Annotated in this window: 15 protein-coding genes; 4 read left to right on the top strand and 11 right to left on the bottom strand. The window is 65.0% G+C overall.

Going from position 1 to position 13,892, the window contains the following annotated elements; all coding sequences use genetic code 11:
• Positions 1-56 precede the first annotated feature (56 nt).
• From EAY64_RS18450 to EAY64_RS18440, 3 genes are read right to left on the bottom strand one after another with little or no spacing between them, the layout of a single operon-like run.
• Positions 57-1,307 (bottom strand): complex I 51 kDa subunit family protein, encoded by a 1,251-nt coding sequence (locus EAY64_RS18450; RefSeq protein ID WP_103526181.1) that lies wholly within the window; start codon positions 1,305-1,307, stop codon positions 57-59.
• 12 nt (positions 1,308-1,319) lie between these two features.
• A complete protein-coding gene (locus tag EAY64_RS18445) occupies positions 1,320-2,954 on the bottom strand; it encodes an FAD-binding protein (RefSeq protein WP_103526180.1) in 1,635 nt (544 codons plus the stop codon).
• Positions 2,951-3,598, bottom strand: coding sequence for a 4Fe-4S dicluster domain-containing protein (locus tag EAY64_RS18440; protein ID WP_103526179.1), 648 nt, complete (start codon positions 3,596-3,598; stop codon positions 2,951-2,953). The genes EAY64_RS18445 and EAY64_RS18440 overlap by 4 nt, the downstream gene beginning before the upstream one ends.
• Positions 3,599-4,037: 439 nt before the next feature.
• On the opposite strand from EAY64_RS18440, the gene EAY64_RS18435 reads away from it, so the two are divergent.
• Positions 4,038-4,967 (top strand): AEC family transporter, encoded by a 930-nt coding sequence (locus EAY64_RS18435; protein ID WP_199734489.1) that lies wholly within the window; start codon positions 4,038-4,040, stop codon positions 4,965-4,967.
• 156 nt (positions 4,968-5,123) lie between these two features.
• Here the strand turns inward: EAY64_RS18435 and EAY64_RS18430 are convergent, their stop codons facing one another.
• Together EAY64_RS18430 and EAY64_RS18425 are read right to left on the bottom strand one after the other, a co-directional pair.
• Positions 5,124-5,312 (bottom strand): hypothetical protein, encoded by a 189-nt coding sequence (locus EAY64_RS18430; RefSeq protein ID WP_113023957.1) that lies wholly within the window; start codon positions 5,310-5,312, stop codon positions 5,124-5,126.
• Positions 5,313-5,460: 148 nt separating this feature from the next.
• A complete protein-coding gene (locus tag EAY64_RS18425) occupies positions 5,461-6,132 on the bottom strand; it encodes a GntR family transcriptional regulator (RefSeq protein ID WP_103526176.1) in 672 nt (223 codons plus the stop codon).
• A 133-nt stretch (positions 6,133-6,265) separates the two neighbouring features.
• Here EAY64_RS18425 and EAY64_RS18420 point away from each other — a divergent pair, with 133 nt between their 5' ends.
• From EAY64_RS18420 to EAY64_RS18410, 3 genes are read left to right on the top strand one after another with little or no spacing between them, the layout of a single operon-like run.
• A complete protein-coding gene (locus tag EAY64_RS18420) occupies positions 6,266-7,006 on the top strand; it encodes an SDR family NAD(P)-dependent oxidoreductase (RefSeq protein WP_199106677.1) in 741 nt (246 codons plus the stop codon).
• Positions 6,987-8,081, top strand: a complete 1,095-nt coding sequence (locus EAY64_RS18415; RefSeq protein WP_199734488.1) for a phosphotransferase — start codon at positions 6,987-6,989, stop codon at positions 8,079-8,081. Before EAY64_RS18420 ends, EAY64_RS18415 begins: the two co-directional genes overlap by 20 nt.
• A complete protein-coding gene (locus tag EAY64_RS18410) occupies positions 8,078-9,409 on the top strand; it encodes an aspartate aminotransferase family protein (RefSeq protein WP_199734487.1) in 1,332 nt (443 codons plus the stop codon). The genes EAY64_RS18415 and EAY64_RS18410 overlap by 4 nt, the downstream gene beginning before the upstream one ends.
• Before the next feature lie 6 nt (positions 9,410-9,415).
• Here the strand turns inward: EAY64_RS18410 and mdcH are convergent, their stop codons facing one another.
• The 6 genes from mdcH to EAY64_RS18380 all read right to left on the bottom strand — a co-directional run.
• Entirely contained in the window at positions 9,416-10,348 is a 933-nt protein-coding gene (gene mdcH, locus EAY64_RS18405; protein ID WP_103526174.1) for a malonate decarboxylase subunit epsilon, read from the bottom strand.
• Positions 10,345-11,010 (bottom strand): malonate decarboxylase holo-ACP synthase, encoded by a 666-nt coding sequence (locus EAY64_RS18400; RefSeq protein WP_103526173.1) that lies wholly within the window; start codon positions 11,008-11,010, stop codon positions 10,345-10,347. The genes mdcH and EAY64_RS18400 overlap by 4 nt, the downstream gene beginning before the upstream one ends.
• 87 nt (positions 11,011-11,097) lie before the next feature.
• Positions 11,098-11,859 carry a malonate transporter subunit MadM gene (madM, locus tag EAY64_RS18395; protein WP_226034463.1) on the bottom strand — a complete coding sequence of 254 codons (762 nt, stop codon included), beginning with the start codon at positions 11,857-11,859 and terminating at the stop codon, positions 11,098-11,100.
• Positions 11,860-11,874: 15 nt separating this feature from the next.
• Positions 11,875-12,276 carry a malonate transporter subunit MadL gene (gene madL / locus EAY64_RS18390; RefSeq protein ID WP_103526171.1) on the bottom strand — a complete coding sequence of 134 codons (402 nt, stop codon included), beginning with the start codon at positions 12,274-12,276 and terminating at the stop codon, positions 11,875-11,877.
• Positions 12,277-12,356: 80 nt separating this feature from the next.
• Positions 12,357-13,184, bottom strand: a complete 828-nt coding sequence (mdcE, locus tag EAY64_RS18385; RefSeq protein WP_103526170.1) for a biotin-independent malonate decarboxylase subunit gamma — start codon at positions 13,182-13,184, stop codon at positions 12,357-12,359.
• A partial coding sequence (locus tag EAY64_RS18380) for a biotin-independent malonate decarboxylase subunit beta (protein ID WP_103526169.1) occupies positions 13,181-13,892 on the bottom strand: 712 nt, incomplete at its 5' end. The genes EAY64_RS18380 and mdcE, both read right to left, overlap by 4 nt.

Genomic DNA, 13,892 nt, shown 5'->3' with positions numbered 1-13,892 from the left:
TAATGCATGAGGACGATGCCGGCGGCTTGTGCGCACCGCCGGCGGTGGTGTCGGTATCAGACTGGTTGCTGGACTAGCAGGCCGTATTCCTCGGGAAAGGTGTGCAGCGAGCTTTTCACCACGGTGACCGCGCCGTCGATCAGGCCGCAGCGGCCGCTGCCGGGCAGGATCTGGCACAGGTGCTGCAGCGCATCCAGATCGGCCGGGCTGTGGCGGCCGCCATCCACCCGGTCCAGCAGGCGGGCCAGCTGGAAGGTGCCGCATTTGCACGAGGGGCACTGGCCGCAGGAACCCTTGGCGAAGAAGTCGATGTATTCGGCCACCTTGCGGATGATGCTGCTGCCTTCGGAGATGACGATCATGGCGCCGGTGCCCAGCCGCGAATGACGCAGCCAGACCGAGTCGAAATCCAGTGCCACGTCCAGATCGCGCGCGGTGAGCAGGGTATTGGACGGGCCGCCGGTAAATACCGCCTTGAAGGCCTTGCCCTGTAGCATGCCGCCGCCGTAGTGGAACACCAGCTCTTGCAGGCTGGAGCCCATGGGCAGCTCGTACAGGCCGGGGCGCAGTACGTCGCCGGACAGCGAGTACAGCTTGGTGCCACAGGCCTTGCCCACGCCCAGTGCCCGGTACCAGCCGGCACCATGGCGCAGGATGTGGCTGACATTGGCCAGGGTTTCCACATTGTTGATCAAGGTGGGCTGGTTGTTGATGCCTTGCTCGGCCGGGAAAGGCGGCTTTTTGCGCGGGAAGGGAAAGCCGGCTTCCAGCGAGGCGACCACGGCGGTTTCTTCTCCGCCGATATAGCGGCCCGAGCTGGCCACCACCTTGATTTCCAGTGTATGGCCCATGACGGCAGCCAGTTTTTCCGGCCAGGGGCTGTCCTGCCACTGGCTGACCGCCTGCTGCATGGTGTGCAGGCTGCTGCCCTGGTGCGGGTTGAGGTAGAAGATGAGGCAGCGGGCGCGCACGGCCAGCGCGGCGATCAGTGCACCTTCTATCACCTGGTGCGGCGATGCGCTGAGCAGGGTGCGGTCCTTGAAGGTGCCCGGTTCGTCTTCATTGCCATTGCACACCACGTACTTGCAATCGCCCACCGCATTGGCGGTGGCTTCCCATTTGCGCCAGGCCGGAAAGCCCGCCCCGCCCATGCCGCGCAGGTCGGCATCGGCAATGCAGCGGATGATGGCGGTGGGGGCCGTGAGGGCCGCTTGCAGCCCAAGGCCGCCGCCCGCTTGCAGCCAGGCGGCCAGATCGGGGCCGACCTGTACGGCCGGGTTGAGCAATACCTGATTGAGTTTTTCCATGATTGTGTTCTCTTAGGCGCGTGCGCTGGCGGGGCGGTGTAGTGTCAGCCTGGCCTGGCCCGGATACAGCAGCGGGGCTTGCTGGCTGGCGTCCAGTCCGGCCAGGGCCAGCTGGCGCTGCCAGCGATAAACGTGTTCGATACCGCCGCGCAGGGGCGGCAGCGATGATTTGTTGCGGGCAGCCTGGGCCAGCCGTGCCGCCTGGCGGCCGGCGCGGCGGCCAAAGGCGAGGATGTCGAGCAGGGCATTGCCCATCAACCGGTTGCGGCCATGAATGCCGCCGGTGATTTCCCCGGCGCACAGCAGGCCGGGCACGCTGCTCTGGCCCTGGCTGTCGATTACCACGCCGCCGTTCTGGTAGTGCAGGGTGGGGTAGACCAGCATGGGCTCGCGTGTCGGGTCGATGCCGCATTTGTCCGCCAGGTGCTGCAGTGCCGGCAGCTGGCTGGCCAGCGCGGGCTGGTCCGGGCCGCACAGGCGGCGCAGGTCGAGCAGCACGCCCAGCTGGCCGTCGCGCTCGATGCCACGGCCGGCGGCGCATTCGCGCAGCATGGCGGCGGTGACGACATCACGCGGGGCCAATTCGTCGACAAAGCGTTCTCCCAGACCGTTCAGCAGCATGGCACCGGCCGAGCGGGCGGCTTCGGAGATCAGCCCGCCGCGCAGGCGCTGCGGCCAGGCCACCCCGGTGGGGTGGTACTGGAAGGCATCCATGTCACGCAGTTGCGCGCCCAGCCGGTAGGCCAGCACCAGACCGTCGGCCGTGGCCCCGTAGTGATTGGAGGTGGGGAAACCCTGCAGATGCAGCCGGCCGCAGCCGCCAGTGGCCAGGATGGTTTGCCGGGCCGACACCACGATGAAGCGCTGGTATTCCAGGTCGTACAGCACGGCTCCGGCGCAGCTGCCGTCTTCGTGCGACAGCAGTTCCACCACCGGGCAGCGGTTCAGCAGCTGGATGCCCGGCTCCAGTTCCACCGTTTCGCGCAGCACACGCATCATCTCCAGGCCGGTGTAATCGCGGTAGGACAGAATGCGTGGCTGGCTGCAGCCGCCGGCTTGCTTGTAGCGCAGCTTGCCGCCGTCGCTACTGGCATCGCTCAGGTCAAAATGCATGCCCAGTTCGATCAGCCAGCGGATGACACCGGCTGCATCGCTGGCCAGCTGGGCCAGCAGTTGCGGATCGGCGCAGTTGTGGCCGCCGCGCATGGCGTCGTCGAAATGCTGTTGCGGGCTGTCGCTGGCGGCCAGTGCGGCCTGGATGCCGCCTTCGGCCATCACGGTATTGCTGTCGCCCAGCCGCAGCTTGCTGGCCAGCATGACCGTGGCCCCGCCACGGGCGGCGGTCAGTGCGGCAGCCGCACCGGCACCGCCGCCGCCTAGCACCAGCACGTCGGTGCTGCGTTGTTCGGCACCGGCCAGATCAAAGCCGTCAATCAAGGCATTGCTTTGCAGCAGTTCGGCCAGGCGCGGGTGGCAGGGCTGGCCACGGCTGCTGCCGATTTGCAGCAGGGTGCTGGCATCGGCAGCGTGGTCGGGGTGGTATTGCGCCAACAGTGCAGCGCGTGACAGATCGTCAGCCCGCAGTGGCGATGTGGCATGGCTGGCCCGGTTAAGGCAGGCCTGCTGGTAGGAAATGGCCGTGCTCATGACTCGCTCCTTGCAAGATGGGCCGTGGTGTCGATGCTCAGCTGGCCACGGGCTTGTTGATCCAGCCGGCGCAACAGGTCGCCGGGGCGCAGGTTCTGGATGGCCTGGGCGCGGCGCAGGTAGAGCCCGACATGATTGGGGCGGATGTTTTCCGGGCAGGCCAGGGTGCACAGATTGCACATGATGCAGGCGTCGAACAGCGCGGCAGCGGCGGGCAGCTCACCACGGCTGGCCAGGGCAATGCCTTGCTGCACCGGGATGCCACGCGGACAGGCGCGGTCGCAACCGCCGCAGTGGCGGCAGTGGGCGGTTTCGGGAAAGGTCTGCTGCAGTTGCGGCAGTGCCTGCCAGCCGTCGCGCAGATCATGTGGGCGATAACGGTGGACGTGGTCGGGCTGGTAGTAGTCGATGAAGCTGACCTGCATGCCGTCTTCCACCACGGTTTCGCAGGCCAGCCGGCTGACGGTTTCGCGCTCGCCGGCCTTGCGGACCAGGCAGCGACAGGAGCCGCACACCCCCTGGCCCATGCAGCCGATATTGGCGGTAACGGCGTCGGGGCCGTGCAGCCGGGTTTGCAGGATGGAGTCGCCTGGCTGTGCGGCCATCACCTTGCCGTCAATGCTGATGCAGATGGTTTCACTCATGGGATTGTCCTCAAGCTTGGGTTGCGGCCAGCGGCGGCTTGGTGCGCTGCCTCTGGCCGGGCCGTTGCCCGAGCTAGTGCAAGGAGCGTGCCACGGAGATGGTTTTTTGCAAGCGATTGAAATGGAAGGAAAAAATGCCGCTGCAGCATGGGCGGGTTAGTCATGATGGACGGAAATCCGCGCGCCGGACGGGCGGTGGTGTACGGAAAACCTTACGCTGGCTGTTGGTTTGTGCTGTTTTGCTGGCTGGCGGGCAAAGTGCGGATTTCCGTACTTTTAAAACAGTGGATTCGCGGCTGGCCGAATTTCCACCGTATTGCTGCTGTCATTTCCCTGTTTAATCAATGGCTTGAAATGGCCATTGCGTGGCACGGGGCTTGCTCTGAGGTGGGTGGGAGACACACTACAGAAATCAAGGAGCAAGACCATGTGGGCAACCATGAGTACAGCACTGCTACCAGTGGTGCTATTGATGATGTTGGGCTGGTTTGGTGGGCAGCGCGGCTATTTTCGCCAGGCCGATGTCAGCGTGCTGGCCACGCTGGTGATGCGCTATGCCTTGCCTTGTGCATTGTTTATCGGCGCGCTGAAAACGCCGCCAGAGCGCATCCAGAATCTGCCCTTCATCCTGTGCCTGAGCTTCGGCTTTGTCGGCACCTATGTCATCGCCTTGCTGGCCGGGCGTTATTACTACCGCAGTGATCTGAAAAGCAGTGCCATCCAGGCGCTGGTCTGTACCTTTCCCGACATGGCCTACTTTGGCGCGCCCATCCTGCAGCAAGTGTGCGGGCCGCAGGGCTTTATCGGGGTGCTGATCGGCAATCTGATCACCAGCTTCATCATTCTGCCGCTGACCATCGTGCTGTGCCGCTGTGGCGAAATGTCCGCCTCTGGCCGTGACGATGGGGTGGTGAGCATGCTGAAACAGAGCATGGTGAAGACTCTGTCCAATCAGATTGTCTGGCTGCCCATTCTGGGGGTGGTGCTGAGCTTCAATCACCTGCACCTGCCGGCGGCAGTGCAGGAGAGTGTGGACATGCTGGCCAAGGCGGCTGGCGGGGTGTCCTTGCTGGCGCTGGGCCTGATGTTCTGCGGTGAAAAGCCGGCGTTCAACGGCCATGTGGTGGGCAATGTGGCGATGAAGAATTTCCTGCAGCCGGCGCTGATGCTGCTGGGTATCCTGCTGTTTGGCGTGGATGCCGAGTTTGCCCGGCAGGCCTTGATCGTGGGGGCGGTGCCGACGGCGATTGCCGCCTCGATGTTTGCCGTGCGCAACCAGACCTACGCCCTGCATGCCTCGCACTCGGTACTGGTGGGGACGGTGATTGGTGTGTTTGGCGAGGCGGCGCTGATTTACCTGATGGCCTGAGTGGACGGTATTGCAAAGGCTGGTCAGGAAACCGACCAGCCTGTTAATGCTGTTTGCAGCAGCAGGCAGTGGCTGCAGCATGCCTCTGCTGATGGTAGTGGCAGACGTGACAAGGCCCGGCATAGCCGGGCCTTGTCACGTCTGGGCCGCTGCCGCTTATTCGCTGCGCGGGGCCAGCTTGAGGAATAGCAGGCGGATCAGTACATAGACCACGGCGTTCAGCGCCGTCATCAGCAGCAGGATGGCCAGCAGCGACAGGCTGGATTGCTCGGCCAGCGGGCCGGCCTTGAGGGTGCCGGCCAGCAGGGAGGCAATAAACAGGGTGCACAGCAGTTTGAATGTCATGGCAGCAGCTTTCTGCAAGAACGAACGCAGCTGTGTATTGCAAACATCGTGCCTGAAGTGGCTTGTTCAAATCATTGAAAGGAAAGGTGTTTTTCCGGATTGGTACGGCGGGCCGCCGATGTGGCAGTGCCGGCCGTGCGGAAATCCGTCAGCCGGCGCTCTGGCGGGCTTGCAGATGTAGCAGGATGGCCTGGCCGCCGCTGAGGATGTCGTCGCCGATGGCCAGCGCCGCCGCCGCGCCATCGCCCTGGCGCATCGCGGCCATCACCGGGTAGTGATAATCCAGCATGGCGCTGCCCCCTTGCTGGTAGACGGCGGCGATCAGCGGCCCCATTTGCAGCCAGATGCGGTAGAGGATGCCATGCAGGAAGGGCAGGCCGGCGATGTCGACCAGGGCAAAGTGAAACTGCTGGTTCAGCGCGCAGCCCTGCGCGATGTCCTGCGCGGTCATGGCCACGGCATTGCGCGCTACGATGTCCTCCAGCCGGGCGATGTCGGCTGGCTGTGCCTTGGTCGCGGCGGTTTCCGCCGCCAGCCCTTCCAGCCGGATGCGGATGGCGCGTATTTCCAGATAGCGCTCCACCGTCATGTAGGGCACGCGAATGTCGCGCGGCGATTGCATGGCCAGCGCCTGCTCCTGTACCAGCCGCAGTATGGCATCACGCACCGGGGTGACGCTGGTGCCCAGTTGCTCGGCCAGTTCGCGGATTTTCAGCCGTGCGCCAGGCTGCAGCCGGCCTTGCAGCAAGTCATTGCACAGCAGCTGGTAGACCGTGCTGCCCAGATTGTCGTGTTCCAGGGTGTCGAGTTGGTAGTGCATGGCGCAGCGGACGAAAGGGTGATGGCGGCATGGTAACACCGTGCTTGCCAGATGGAAATGCAGCAAATATGATGCATCATAATTTGATTCAGCCGCGTGCTGCCGTCGATATCCAGCTGACAGGAGTAATGCCATGCCCCCATCTACCCGCTATATGTTGTTGACTGGTGCCAGTCGCGGCATCGGCCATGCCACGGTCAAGCTGTTTCAGGAGCATGACTGGCAGATTTTCACCGTGTCACGCCAGCCATTTTCCGAGGCCTGCCTGTGGCCATCGGCACGGCAAAGCCATATCCAGGCCGATTTGTCCGACCTGTCCTGCCTCGACCAGCTGATTGCCGAAGTACAAAGCCGCCTGCCAAATGGCGAGCTGCACGCGCTGGTGAACAACGCCGGCATCTCGCCCAAGGGCCCGCAGGGCGAGCGGCTGGGTATTCTGGCCAGCGCTGCCGATGACTGGAGCCGGGTGCTGAATGTGAATCTGGTGTCCACCGCCTTGCTGGCGCGTGGCTTGTTTGCCGAGCTGAAACAGGGGCAGGGCTCCATCGTCAATGTCACGTCCATTGCCGGCTCGCGCGTGCACCCGTTTGCCGGCGTGGCCTATGCCGCCTCCAAAGCCGGGCTGGCGGCACTGACCCGCGAGCTGGCGCACGAGTTCGGCCCGCATGGCATCCGCGCCAATGCCATTGCGCCGGGCGAAATCGACACCGCCATCCTGTCACCGGATACCGCCCGCATTATCGAGCGTGATGTGCCGATGCACCGCCTGGGTACCCCGCATGAAGTGGCCGAGGCCATTTACTTCCTTTGCTCTGGCCACTCTTCTTATATCAATGGCTCGGAAATCCACATCAATGGTGGCCAGCATGTGTGAAACCCTGTCCGCAGAGGTATCCGAAGGCGTGATCGACCAGCTGTTTTCCACCGCCGCCGCGCCGGTGGAGTGCAGCGAGGCCACCGCCTTGCTGTGGCAGCATTACGGTCTGCGCGGTGTGGCCAGCCCGCTCAATAGCGAGCGCGATGCCAATTTCCACATCCGTGGCTATGATGGCCGCGAATATGTGTTGAAGCTGAGCCATCCGGCGGAGGACCGCGCCGTTACCGACTTCCAGAGCCGTGCCTTGCTGCACGCACTGGCGCAGGACCCGACCCTGCCCATTCCGCAGTTGCTGCCACGCCGCGATGGCCAGCCTTATGCCCTGGTCGAAATGGTTGATGGCAGCCAGCGCGTGCTGCGCCTGCTCAGCTATCTGTCCGGCCAGCCCTTGCACCAGACTCAGCGCAGTGCGGCCCAGCGCCGTCATCTGGGGCAGACGCTGGGCCGGCTGGACAATGCCTTGCGCGACTATGCCCACCCGGCAGCCCATCACCCGCTGTTGTGGGATATCCAGCATGCCCAGCGGCTGCAGCCCTTGCTGGCGGAAACCCCGGACGGGCCGCAAAAGGCGGTGCTGGCCGACTGGCTGGCGCAGTTCATGCAGCAGGTGCAGCCGCAGCTGGGTGGACTGCGCCGGCAGGTGATTCACAATGACCTGAACCCGCACAATGTGCTGGTGGATGCGCAAGACCAGATCAGCACCGCCGGCCTGATCGACTTTGGTGACATGGTGGAAGCACCCTTGATCAACGAGCTGGCGGTGGCCTGTTCCTACCAGCTGTCCACCACCGCCAATCCGCTGGATAGTGCCGGCGAGCTGATTGCCGGCTACCACGCGGTCTGTCCCTTGCTGCCGGGCGAAATTGATCTGCTGTATTCCTTGATCATGACCCGGCTGTGCATGACGGTCACCATCACCGGCTGGCGGGCGGCACGTTATCCGGAAAACCGCAGTTATATCCTGCGCAACAACGGCCTGAGCTGGGATGGCCTGCAACGGCTGGCCGCCTTCGGCCCGGCGCGGGCCACCGCCTATCTGCAGCAGTTGTGCCAGACGAAAGGAGCAGCATGAATCCGCCAGACCAACGCATGGCCAATGCTTTTGATCCGAACACCCTGGCCAGCCTGCCGGCCAGTGAGCAGGCGCTGATCCGCCGTCGCCAACAGGCACTGGGGCAGGCATATCGCCTGTTCTATCAGCAGCCCTTGCATCTGCTGCGCGGCGAGGGGGTGTGGCTGTACGACGCCGCCGGCCAGCCCTATCTGGATGTCTACAACAATGTCGCCTCGGTGGGCCACAGCCATCCGCAGGTGGTGGCGGCCATTGCCCGGCAGGCCGCCACGCTCAACACCCATACCCGTTACCTGGATGAAGGCATTGTCGATTATGCCGAGCGCCTGCTGGCCACTCTGGCCATGCCGGGTCATCAGGCCATGTTTACCTGTACCGGCAGCGAGGCCAACGATCTGGCCTTGCTGCTGGCGAGCAATTTCAGCGGTGGGCAAGGGGTGATTGTCACGGCCCATGCCTACCATGGCGTCACCAGTAGCGTGGCGGCCTGTTCGCCAGCCTTTGGCGAGGGTGTGGCGCTGGGGCCGAATGTGCGTACCGTGGCGCCGCCGGATGGCTACCGTGCTAATCCCGAGGACGTGGCTGATCGGTTTACCCGCGCTGTGCAGGCGGCGATTGCCGATTTGCAGCGCCACGGCCTGCGCCCGGCTGCACTGCTGGTGGATACGCTGTTTACCAGCGATGGCGTGTTTGCCGACCCGCCCGGTTTCCTGGCTGGTGCGGTCGATGCCATTCATGCGGCAGGCGGCTTGTTCATTGCCGACGAAGTACAGGCCGGCTTTGCCCGTAGTGGCAGCCATTTCTGGGGCTTCCAGCGCCATGGCGTGCTGCCGGACATCGTCACCATGGGCAAGCCGATGGGCAATGGTCACCCGCTGGCCGGGCTGGCGGCGCGTGCCGACATCATCGATGCCTTTGGCAGCCGCGTGCGCTACTTCAATACCTTTGGCGGCAATCCGGTGTCCTGCGCTGCTGGCATGGCAGTGCTGGAGGTCATCGAACAGGAGGGTTTGCAGCACAATGCCCACGTCACCGGGGCGTATCTCAAGGCAGGGCTAGAGGCGCTGGCCGGCAAGCACGAGCTGATCGGCGATGTACGCGGCGCCGGTTTTTTCCTTGGGGTGGAGCTGGTGAACGACCGTCAAGGCAAACAGCCGGCCACCGCCGCCGCCAGCCGTGTGGTCAATGCGCTGCGCGAGCGGCGCATCCTGCTCAGTGCCACCGGCCCAGCCGGCAATATCCTCAAGCTGCGGCCGCAGCTGCCGTTTGCCCGTGAACATGCCGACCTGTTGCTGGATGCGCTGGATGCGGTGCTGGCCTCAGTGTAGCCGGCATCAGTCCTGAGCCTGCAGCCGGCTGGCCTGGGCTTGCAGGCTGTCCAGCCGGGTGGTGGCCAGGGCCAGTGCGGTGCCGTCTTCAAATACCGCAGCAAGCAGCTTGCTCAGGGTGCTGCCGGGCAGCATTTCCACCGCCAGCCGTGCGCCGCGTTCATAAGCCAGCCGGCTGCAATCGTGCCAGCGTACCAGTCGTGCCATATTGCCGGCCAGATCATCGGCAATCTGTTCGGGCCGCCGCAGCAGGCGGGCGGCACTGGCGCTGAGGTAGTCCAGCCGTGGTGCAGCCAGGCGGATGCGGGCGAAATCCTGGTGCAGCGCGCTGGCGGCTTCATCCAGCAGGCTGCAGTGCGAAGGCACGCTGATGTCCAGCCGCTGGCAGCGGCCGGCCCCACTGCTCTGGATCAGGCTGGCCAGTTGCTGCAGGCCCGTGTCGCTGCCGGCCACCACCAGTTGGCGCTCGGCATTGATATTGGCCAGATAGAGCGGGCTGCCGGTAGCCCGCAGCTGCGCCAGCAGGCTGTCCAGCTGCGGCAGGGCCAGCCCGGATACCGCGCACAGGCCATAGCCCTGCGGATAGGCCTGCTCCATCAACTGGCCGCGCCGCCGCACCAGGCGCAGGGCATCGGCCAGCGGCAGCGCCTCGGCCACCACGGCGGCGGCAAATGCACCAATCGACAAACCGGCCACCATCTGCGGCTGGATGCCTGCTGCTTGCAACAGGCGGGCCGAGGCCACGCCGGCAATCAGCAGGCAGAGCTGTACCGCCACGGTGGAGCGCAGCGCGGTGGCAGAATCCAGCAAGTGCGGCGAGCTGCCCAGCACGGCCTCGGCCTCGGCCAGTACCGCATGACAGGCCGCGTGTTGCGGTAGCTGTTGCAGCATGCCGGGGCGCTGGCTGCCCTGGCCGGGAAAGACAAACAAGATGCTCATGGGCATTGCTCCACATGGTTTTGCCTGTGGGCCGGCCACGCGGCCAGTGGTTCATCCAGCAGCAGCGGGCCGCTGGCGGTTTTCAGCAGCACCCGGCCGCCGCGCAGCCATTCGTCCAGCGCCACGCCGCCGGTAGGGGTTTGCAACTGGATATCCACGCGACAAGGCAGCCCTGCCAGCGTTTCCGCCAGTGTTTGCACTACTGCCCGCGCGGGTGGCTGCGGGCAGCGCAGCAGCAGGTCCAGATCGCTGTTGCTGGTAAGGGTGGCCTGGCCGGTAGCCAGCTCGAAACCGGCACTGCCGGTAATGCCCCATGTCATGCCGCTGGCTTGCAAGGCGGCGTGGGCCTGCTGCAGCGCCTGCAATGCCGGCAGCTCGGCCAGCCGTGGATGCTGCTGCCAGCCGGTCTGGTCCGCCACTTGTTCCGGGCTGAGCACCCGGCATATTTGCTGGCGGCGCGCCCACATGGCACAGCGCTGGGCGCGCAGCGGGCCGCGCACCCCGACCGCAATCAGGCCGGGCCTGGCACTGGCGCGGCGCACCACCACCGGCAGGCCGTGGTGCCAGTGCCGTGGCAGCCAGGCGGGCAGCCCGCTGTCGGCCACGAGCGCGGAAGTAGCGGACAGCCAGAGCAGATCGTGGGGCAAACAAGGGCTGCGCATTGGAAACTCCTGAAAAAAAGACGGCAGCGACCAGCGCTGCCGCGACAAGTCTTTACTTCAGCAGCTGAAGTAAAGAGGAGGTTGCTATCAGGCCATGATGGCCTTGGTGGCCAGGTAGAGTGCCGATGGCCCCAGCAGGCAGCCCAGACCGGTATGGAAGGTGGCGACCAGCGCGCCATAGGGCACCAGCCGGCGGTCGGTGGCGGCAAGGCCAGCCGAGACGCCGCTGACGGTGCCGGCCAGCCCGCCGAACACCATGGCCGAGCGCGGATTGTTCAGGCCCAGAAAGCCGGCGGCAAACGGTGTACCCACCATCACCATGATGGCCTTGAGCAGGCCGGTGGCGATGCTCAGCGCCATCACGTCCGAGCTGGCTCCCAGCGCCGCCCCGGTCACCGGGCCGACAATATAGGTGATGGCACCTGCGCCGATGGTGGTCATGCTCACCACATCGCGGTAGCCAAAGGCATGGGCAATGCTGGCACCGACAATAAACGGCAGCACCGTACCCAGCAGTAGCGAGCAGGCACCGATCAGCCCGGCCTTGCGTGCTTCGGTCACTTGTACTTCAAAGGCGGTGGCCACGATGGCGAAGTCGCGCAGCATGGCGCCGCCCATCAGTCCGATACCGGAAAACAGCGAGATGTCGGCCAGGCCATTCTGTTTGCCGGTGAGCACGCCACCGTAATAGGCCAGCCCCAGGCCGATGAGGATGGCAATGGCCGAGCCATGCACCCGCCCCAGCGTCAGCCGGCGCGACAGCCGGGCGGATAGCCAGGTGATGATGCCCACCAGCAGGAAGGCCGTCACCAGGCCGTTATGTGCCAATACTTTTTCCAGCATTTGCATGATGTTGCTCCTGTATCAGGCCAGTGGGTCTTGTGGGGTTTCGGCTTCCGGCTGCCATGCCTGCTGGCTGCCGCCGCGATTGAGCAGGGCGATGACGCAGCCGCATACCAGCACCGCGCCCAGTGCACCCAGCACGGCCACCGGGCCGCCGCGCAGGGCGGCAACCACGTTCTGGGTGGCGGCCATGGCCACTACCACCGGAATGTACATGGCACCCCAGAAGGCGACGCCCTGTTCGGTTTCCTGTGGCAGCAGGCCCCGCTTGTGCAGGTAGAGCCGGGCAAAAATCAGCAGCAACATGGCAATGCCCACGCCGCCGACATTCGATTTGACGCCGATCAGGCTGCCCAGCAGGTCGCCCAGAAACAGGCCCAGCAAGTGGCAGGCTGCCAGCAGGGCAGTTCCGTAGATGATCATGGTGTGTCTCTCCTTTGTATTGTCATATTGTGTTCACCTGTTACTGCAGTATTGGCCATGCACCGTGATGTTTGCTGGTTTTAGCCTCCGCTCTCTGACCATTGCCCTTGCAGCAGCGCACGGACCCGGCGCGTGGCCTGGCGGTGTTCGCCGTGCAAGCGCTGGCGCAGGTCGCGTTGCGGGTCGGCCTGGATGTCGTGCAGCGCCTCTGCCAATACGGTACGCACCTGTTGCACATCAGCCGGCGTGGGCTGGTCTGGCTGCTCGGTTTCCAGCAAACGCCACAACAGGCCCAGGCTGGCATAGCTGGCAATGTCGTAGGCCATGGGCGCGATACTGGCGGCCAGGGTTTCCAGTTCGTCCACCGAACGCAGGGTGATGCGGGCGGCAGCCTGCTTGCCCATGGCATGCACCATCACCCCGGCATCGTCCAGCGCCAGCAGGCGATTGGCCTGATAGCCATGGGCCAGGAAGGCGCCGGACATGGCCTTGCCGACAATCAGCCCGATCACCGGGTGGCCGGCCAGCCGGGCGCCGGCATAGGCTGCTGCGGCGGCGGCCAGCGCCTGGTGGATGCCATAGGCTTCTTCGCGCCGGCCATAGGCCTGGCTGGGAACATCGATGATGGCGACGATGGCGCGCTTGTCTGTCTGTTGCTGATCGGCTTGCACTGCGGCGTCGATGGCGGCGGCCAGTGCCCAGCCTTCCAGCAGGCCCACCTCGCCATGGCGGGCGCGTTCAAACGGGTTGTGCGGGTCGGCTACGACCGCGATATAGCGTGCCGGCTGCCCGGCCAGCTCGCCATCTGCCACCAGCAGGGATGGCGGCAAGCCCTGCTGCAGGGGCGCGCTGCCGCACAGGGCATGGAACCAGTCGCGGCCGCGCTGGCTGATGGAGGGCTGGCTCATGGGTGGGCTCCTGACTGGAAAAGTTGACGGGCTGAAGCGGCATCGGCCTGGCTAGTGCTGTCCATGGCCCGTAGCCTTTGCAACATGTGCTGGCTGCGCCTGTGACGCGGCTGCGCGGGCAGGCCATTGGCCATGAACTGCAGCAGTTGCTGGCGGATCAGCACGCTGTCGTCGTCCAACAGGGCATCGGCCAGCCCGCAGGCCTGGCGCTGTTCGCCACCGGTCAGGCTCCAGATGAAGGGCCGGTTGCGCGAGTCATATTCCGCCACGCCGGCTTCCTGCTCGATCACTTGCGGGCCGTTCAGCCCCAACCTGGCTTCGCGAGTGACGATGAGATAACTGCACAGGCCGGCGGCAATCGACATGCCGCCAAAACAACCCACGGTGCCGGCGATGATTCCGATCACCGGCTGATAGCGGGCCAGGTCGACAATGGCGGCATGGATTTCGGCAATGGCGGCCAGGCCCAGGTTGGCCTCTTGCAGGCGCACGCCCCCGGTTTCAAACAGGATGACGGCAGGGGTGGGTATGCCCTGACGGTTGTCTGCCGCCGCCAGCTCCAGTGCAGAGGCCAGCTTGGCGCCGCCCACTTCACCCAGGCTGCCGCCCTGAAAGCCGCCTTCGATGGCGGCAATCACCGCCGGCTGGCCATCCAGCAAGCCCTTGCAGATGACCACGCCATCATCGGCCTGGGCCACGATGCCCTGC

This window comes from Aquitalea palustris (assembly GCF_003693445.1).
GTDB lineage: Bacteria > Pseudomonadota > Gammaproteobacteria > Burkholderiales > Chromobacteriaceae > Aquitalea > Aquitalea palustris.
The sequence above is the reverse complement of the archived record's forward strand: the minus strand, read 5'-3'. Positions and strand labels throughout refer to the sequence as shown.

What these genes read in the sequence shown, in the direction of transcription:
- EAY64_RS18450 (WP_103526181.1), bottom strand. Translation starts at nt 1,307, where the DNA reads ATGGAAAAACTCAATCAGGTATTGCTCAACCCGGCCGTACAGGTCGGC.
- EAY64_RS18445 (WP_103526180.1), bottom strand. Translation starts at nt 2,954, where the DNA reads ATGAGCACGGCCATTTCCTACCAGCAGGCCTGCCTTAACCGGGCCAGC.
- EAY64_RS18440 (WP_103526179.1), bottom strand. Translation starts at nt 3,598, where the DNA reads ATGAGTGAAACCATCTGCATCAGCATTGACGGCAAGGTGATGGCCGCA.
- EAY64_RS18435 (WP_199734489.1), top strand. Translation starts at nt 4,038, where the DNA reads ATGAGTACAGCACTGCTACCAGTGGTGCTATTGATGATGTTGGGCTGG.
- EAY64_RS18430 (WP_113023957.1), bottom strand. Translation starts at nt 5,312, where the DNA reads ATGACATTCAAACTGCTGTGCACCCTGTTTATTGCCTCCCTGCTGGCC.
- EAY64_RS18425 (WP_103526176.1), bottom strand. Translation starts at nt 6,132, where the DNA reads ATGCACTACCAACTCGACACCCTGGAACACGACAATCTGGGCAGCACG.
- EAY64_RS18420 (WP_199106677.1), top strand. Translation starts at nt 6,266, where the DNA reads ATGCCCCCATCTACCCGCTATATGTTGTTGACTGGTGCCAGTCGCGGC.
- EAY64_RS18415 (WP_199734488.1), top strand. Translation starts at nt 6,987, where the DNA reads ATGGTGGCCAGCATGTGTGAAACCCTGTCCGCAGAGGTATCCGAAGGC.
- EAY64_RS18410 (WP_199734487.1), top strand. Translation starts at nt 8,078, where the DNA reads ATGAATCCGCCAGACCAACGCATGGCCAATGCTTTTGATCCGAACACC.
- mdcH (WP_103526174.1), bottom strand. Translation starts at nt 10,348, where the DNA reads ATGAGCATCTTGTTTGTCTTTCCCGGCCAGGGCAGCCAGCGCCCCGGC.
- EAY64_RS18400 (WP_103526173.1), bottom strand. Translation starts at nt 11,010, where the DNA reads ATGCGCAGCCCTTGTTTGCCCCACGATCTGCTCTGGCTGTCCGCTACT.
- madM (WP_226034463.1), bottom strand. Translation starts at nt 11,859, where the DNA reads ATGCAAATGCTGGAAAAAGTATTGGCACATAACGGCCTGGTGACGGCC.
- madL (WP_103526171.1), bottom strand. Translation starts at nt 12,276, where the DNA reads ATGATCATCTACGGAACTGCCCTGCTGGCAGCCTGCCACTTGCTGGGC.
- mdcE (WP_103526170.1), bottom strand. Translation starts at nt 13,184, where the DNA reads ATGAGCCAGCCCTCCATCAGCCAGCGCGGCCGCGACTGGTTCCATGCC.